General features: G+C 32.3%; 8 protein-coding genes. 6 read left to right on the forward strand and 2 right to left on the reverse strand.

Annotation, left to right across the window (positions count from 1 at the left end):
* Window positions 1–147: 147 nt before the first annotated feature.
* A complete protein-coding gene (locus tag ACFWDE_RS29735) occupies window positions 148–528 on the reverse strand; it encodes a phosphoglycolate phosphatase (protein ID WP_219919701.1) in 381 nt (126 codons plus the stop codon).
* A gap of 1,960 nt (window positions 529–2,488) precedes the next feature.
* Here ACFWDE_RS29735 and ACFWDE_RS29740 point away from each other — a divergent pair.
* Entirely contained in the window at window positions 2,489–2,752 is a 264-nt protein-coding gene (locus ACFWDE_RS29740) for a hypothetical protein (protein WP_377896293.1), read from the forward strand.
* Between the two features lie 94 nt (window positions 2,753–2,846).
* Window positions 2,847–3,107, forward strand: coding sequence for a hypothetical protein (locus tag ACFWDE_RS29745; protein WP_377896294.1), 261 nt, complete (start codon window positions 2,847–2,849; stop codon window positions 3,105–3,107).
* A gap of 106 nt (window positions 3,108–3,213) precedes the next feature.
* Here ACFWDE_RS29745 and ACFWDE_RS29750 read toward each other — a convergent pair whose 3' ends face one another.
* Entirely contained in the window at window positions 3,214–3,429 is a 216-nt protein-coding gene (locus ACFWDE_RS29750) for a spore germination protein (RefSeq protein ID WP_377896295.1), read from the reverse strand.
* A 253-nt stretch (window positions 3,430–3,682) separates the two neighbouring features.
* On the opposite strand from ACFWDE_RS29750, the gene ACFWDE_RS29755 reads away from it, so the two are divergent.
* The 4 genes from ACFWDE_RS29755 (at window position 3,683) to ACFWDE_RS29770 (ending at window position 5,143) form a co-directional block, all read left to right on the forward strand.
* Window positions 3,683–3,805 carry a DUF3983 domain-containing protein gene (locus ACFWDE_RS29755; protein WP_377896296.1) on the forward strand — a complete coding sequence of 41 codons (123 nt, stop codon included), beginning with the start codon at window positions 3,683–3,685 and terminating at the stop codon, window positions 3,803–3,805.
* Between the two features lie 115 nt (window positions 3,806–3,920).
* The gene (locus ACFWDE_RS29760) at window positions 3,921–4,091 is read left to right on the forward strand and encodes a hypothetical protein (protein ID WP_377896297.1); all 171 of its coding nucleotides are present in this window, start codon (window positions 3,921–3,923) and stop codon (window positions 4,089–4,091) included.
* Between the two features lie 27 nt (window positions 4,092–4,118).
* Complete coding sequence (locus ACFWDE_RS29765) at window positions 4,119–4,601, forward strand: ArpU family phage packaging/lysis transcriptional regulator (RefSeq protein ID WP_016092205.1); 483 nt, start codon at window positions 4,119–4,121, stop codon at window positions 4,599–4,601.
* Window positions 4,601–5,143, forward strand: a complete 543-nt coding sequence (locus ACFWDE_RS29770) for a site-specific integrase (RefSeq protein ID WP_016092204.1) — start codon at window positions 4,601–4,603, stop codon at window positions 5,141–5,143. The genes ACFWDE_RS29765 and ACFWDE_RS29770 overlap by 1 nt, the downstream gene beginning before the upstream one ends.
* The last annotated feature ends 313 nt before the right edge of the window (window positions 5,144–5,456 follow it).

Raw genomic sequence — 5,456 nt, forward strand, 5'->3', positions numbered from 1 at the left:
CAATCAAGAGTATTGTTGAATGTATTGGGTTATTCAACACGTTCAGAATAACACGAAATTTCTGCTAATTCATCCGGTAAATTTATCCTAAAAATATTCGGTAGGATTTTTAGGTCTAAAATATGTTCATAAATTATAACAAAAGCGTTATTTTAACTGAAAGAGCATCCAACCTTTATTTAAAGGCTCTTTGATTTTAACTTCAGATGTGTCTCTAATTGAATAGTTATCACGAAAATTTACAACAGCAGAAATTTTTTGCTTTTTATTATCTGCCACATGTCCACATAGGTGGATTTCATGTGTTCTATATTCTTCGGAAGGTTCAACTTTTTTAATTATAATATCAAGATCCTTTTCTTTTTTAAAGTAACCGATAGTTACTAGTTTAGCAGTTTTACTTACTTCCGGCCATTCTTCACTGTATTCTTTTGGAACGAATTGAGATGAAACAAAGTGTATAAATAAAATGGGGATAGTAATAAAAGCTATACATACAATGCCATAACGTAATAATTTTCTTTCCACAAACTGTCACCTACCAATGGTGTTTTGTTTAATCAAGTTAACAATCTATATATTAAACCATTATTAACCAGGAAGACATTCTTTTAGGTGACATTAGTATTACAAATTTGTAAGGTTTATTAGAAAAATTAGCTTAATGGAAAGTTGAATAAAATAGTTATTTAACCATAAATGAATAGAGCACACAAATATGTGTGCTCGTAGAAGAAATGTAATCAGAATGTCTCATGAGAAGCAAAAAATTGTAATCAGATTTTCATGAGTAAATTTTTAATATTGTATGCCTTAATTTGATTTATGAAGCATGTCACTAAAGAAAATCATCGAGTGGGATTTAGATTTAATTTAAACAAAATCCTTATTTAAAAACAAGAATCCCTAGAGTTAGGGCTCTAGGGATTCTTGTTTTGGTATATCTCACACGGTTTTATAAAAAGGTTAGAACATACTGAAGATAACATATGAATGTTTCATAAATGTATCGAAAAAGTGAACAAAATTGCTATTGCAGAAGTAGCAGAAATGAAGTTTCTAATAGTTAAGTACGTAAAAGGTGTTATTTCCAGTGGATAAAATGCGCGTGGGGCACCTAATCATTATTTTATCGGAGGAAAAGAATATGTTATGAACTTGGTTGAATGAAAAAATGAAAATTTTACTTTAAGCGAAGTTAATGAAATATATTTTTGGGGTTATATCAATGATTGTTATCTCGATGGACACTTTAACTTTATAAAAGTCCTAGAAGAAAAACACAACTATGAGGAATAGTAAGCTATAAAAGTGAACAAAATCGTTATTTTGTTAGCTGAAATGCTAGATATCTAACATTTCAGCGGGGTGTTTATCCATTTTTATTACGGGAGTTTTTCAACTTGCTATTAGAAGAAATAACTCCGCAAAATATAGCAATAAAAATTGCAGCCCAAGTTCCCATGGACATAGAAATCCCTCCTAGTAATAAAATGAACTACTTCTATATTTTAACATTATTAAATGTCTTATTGTTAATAAATTGAAATATTACACAAACGAGATGTTATGAAACTAAACAAAATTCTTATTTAGTAAAAAGAAATCGTGTACAAAATGTACACGATTATAAAGTAACTATGTCTTGTTTGCTCAGTCCATTTTATGCTTATTTTATGTAAAATGTGACACATTGTAATAAGTTAAAAGAGCGCTTTTTTAAGGCGCTCTATGACCAAGATTCATATCGAAAAGCTTACCATGATTAATGTATGTATGATTTTAATGTATGTGCAGTTTTTTAACAAAATCCTTATTTTAATTGATTCAGCCCCTTGAAGGGCGCTCCAAAGGGCTGAGATTCGAGAATTTTTAAACTCTTGCTTAATTATATGAGAACTCCCTAAAGGAGTATCTATGGTATTGTAACACTTAATTGATTAACTTTACAATTATATATTCAAATTTAAAAATTAATAAAATCTTTATTTTGTTAAAAAAGAAAAATGCTTTATTATCATCCCAATATAAAAGAGCAGCTAGCAAAACTAGCCGCTCAAGTAGGTACAATCTGGGTAAGAAGCAGATTGTATTGTGATTAGTATTACAACAATATGTAATTTGATTCATTTTTAACAAAATCGTTATTTTGTACATCAAGGTAGTCAGCGCAATTAACTAATGGCTTGTTGAAAAAAAAGAAGCCCCGCAGGAAATGTTACAGGGCTTCAAAAGGTTGAGTTATGCCATACTCACAAGGGATTTTAACATGAATATTGTGGTAAACAAACCGGTAAATGTGTCCAATTGATTTAAAGATATTATTTTAAACAAAAACGCTATTTTATAAAAAAAGAGAAGCGCTTGACCAGAGCGCTTCTCCTAATGCCAATATATACTATATATTCCATTATAATGTATACGCGTTAAATAGTTAATAATTACTTTTATAATAAAAATTTCATTTTGTAAGAGATGAGGTGCTGAAATGAAAGGCTCTACAAAGTACCAATTATTAAAAGATGATTTCGATCATGCTGTAAAGCAGATTGAGCTGAGGAATAAAGAAATTAAACTTCTTAGAGCAGGTCGTGAATCATCTATACATGAATATCGCCAATTGTTTAACGAACGAATGAAACTTAAAGAGGAAATTGAGTTTTTAAAAGATGATGTTCAAGTAAGAGATGAGCATATTGAGAGACTCGAGAAGGAATTACAGGAATATAAAAGAGCAGTTAGCAAAAGCTAACTGCTCTCCAGAAAAGCATTAAGAAGGAAGTTCAGAACTCAAGTGTATCTATAGTATGGACAATATTTAGAAATTTATTCGAGGAGGAACGGATATGAGTAAAGTCAAAGATTTCACAGGAAAAGTTGGAACAGAATTTATGAGTTTCTTAATTGAAGGCGATAAATTGCATAGTGCCTATTATTCAAAAGTGGAGGTCATTATGGAAGATGGCACGAAGAAGATGATCTGCATTAAGGATGATACAGCGTTGAAAGGGATAGCTGAAGGGCAGACAAGAGCAGAAGCGATTAAGAAAGCAAGGAATTTCCTAAATAGACAAGAAGAAAAGCAAAGAGCAGCTAGCAAAAGCTAACTGCTCAGCCTTAAAGAAGATCTAAATGGTTACATTAAAGATGGGTTATCTATAATATGGACGGAATAGTGAGTTTTATTCAGGGGAGAGAAGAAAATGAATAAATTTAAGCTGTCCCAACTTGATTTTGGTCTGCAACATCAGCATCAAATGTGTTTGTTGCGCTAACACCGCTAAAGGTATTGACAACAAAACCAACATTTGAAGCCCCTGAACCATTATAAGCTTTTGTATTCTCTTTTGGAGAAACGTTATAAAAATCGCCTAAGTTGAAAGAACCAGCACTATTTTGTACGACAAGGTTTGCTACAACTGATGGCATAGTACTCACCTACTTTCCTAGAAAGTATTTAAATTAGCATATGGTTTATTCGTCTAGAGGTTCATTTGAATCAAAGAATTCGAAGTTATGGCTTATGAAGATTTTAATAAAATAATCCTTTTGTGGGGAAAAGGACTTTATAAAATAGGTACAATTCACGTTTAGATTATTTTTGAATGTAATATAGGTATCAAGAGGAGTGAAACGCTCCAAAATGGAAATGAGAGACGTTTGCATGAAAGGGATGAGAGGAATGGCAAATGCAAAGAAAAAGAAAATAAGAAAAGCTATCGCTCGTCGTGCGATAGGCGTTGATAAATACCAAGTTAACAAAGCTTGGAGAAACATCTTTGTGCAGGCTGGTATTATCAAATAAATGAAAACAGAATACAGTCCGGCTAGAAAACTAGAGGACACCAATTCATTAAAGCAGCAATTAAAGCTGTTTTAAGAATAGGTGTCCTTTTTATTTTGAAAAGGGAGATGGGGGAATGAAGGTGCTAAAGGATCAGTTAAATGAGTGGAAAAAGCAATCAAAACAAGCAAAGAAGAAAAATAAGAAAAAACGAAAAGAGAAATTTAGTACTCGTGAAATTGAAGAGTTAATGGGAGTTCGTGGACCACGTTATGAATGCAGACGTGGAGCTTTAAGACAAAAGTAATTAAAAAATAAAAAGGGGTGGTCTTACATGACTAAACAATTATCTTTCTTACCAAAAATCGATAGAACGGCAACACAAGAGGAATTAGAAGGCGTGTTGGAAAGTGTACGTATACATAGACAATTTGGGATGATGCGTAAAGAAATGAAAGTCACTCCTTCTTATGAAATGCGCGAGCACGGTCCTACACATGCAGTTGGTAAGCCATTAGAAGATGTTGCCATAGCAAATATTCAACAAAGTAAACGAGAAGAATGGCTTGAAAGAATGTCATTACGTATTGATCAATTTCTAAATCGATTAGGAAACGGACGTGCAGGAATTATCCAAAGGGATATTATTTATAAACGTTATTTAGAAGAAGAGGATGTATGTGATTACATGGTTTATAACGAAATCGGAATGTCAGAGCGTACTTATCGACGTTGGAAGTCTAAAGCGTTTTATAAGCTCGCTTTTGCACTTGGATTAGAAGTTTACGAGACAGAAGATACTGGAGGTAATGAGTAATGAATTTTGTTCAGCCAATACGTGATCCAGAAGAAATACAGCAGTTAAAAGAGTATTTTAAGGAAAAGAGCTTACGTAATTACATTCTCTTCATTATGGGTATTAATACAGGTCTTAGAATATCAGATATTTTGAAATTAAAAGTAGGTGATGTCAAAGGCAGCCATATCTCTATGAGGGAAAAGAAAACAGGAAAACAAAAACGTATTCAAATTACTGCAGCATTAAAAAGAGAGCTTAAATGGTTTATAGAAGAAAGAGAAGATCATGAGTATTTGTTGCAAAGTAGACAAGGGAAGAATCGTCCTATTGGTCGCAGCATGGCATATAAGATATTAAGTATAGCCGCAGCAGAGTTTGGATTAGATGAAATAGGAACACATACGCTAAGAAAGACGTACGGGTATCATATGTACATGCAAACGAAAAATATAGCATTACTCATGGAGATATTCAATCACTCGTCAGAGAAGGTCACGTTACGTTATATAGGTGTAAACCAAGATGCAATGGATAAAGCAATGACTAGGTTTAAAATCTAATCATTGCTTTTTTCTTTTTAAATCTAGGGGTATCGCCAGCATTTTTGAAAAACCCCACGATAAGAGCATACAAAATTTTATACAGTTTTCGACTAATCCAGTAACAAACAAGAGCCCTAAAACCGCACCAGAATAAGAATGTATAAAAAATGAATAGAGTCATAGAAAAAGAAAAAGAAAAAGGAGGATTCCTCGTAAAAGTAGGGATCCTCCTTTTTCTTGCTACCGATAATAGGACGTTATGTTAACTAGATGTGTATGAGATATACAATCAAACAAAGTTATTTTCCATTTTCATTCTTATTTTGAAATA

This window comes from Bacillus sp. NPDC060175, assembly GCF_042728695.1.
Lineage (GTDB): Bacteria > Bacillota > Bacilli > Bacillales > Bacillaceae_G > Bacillus_A.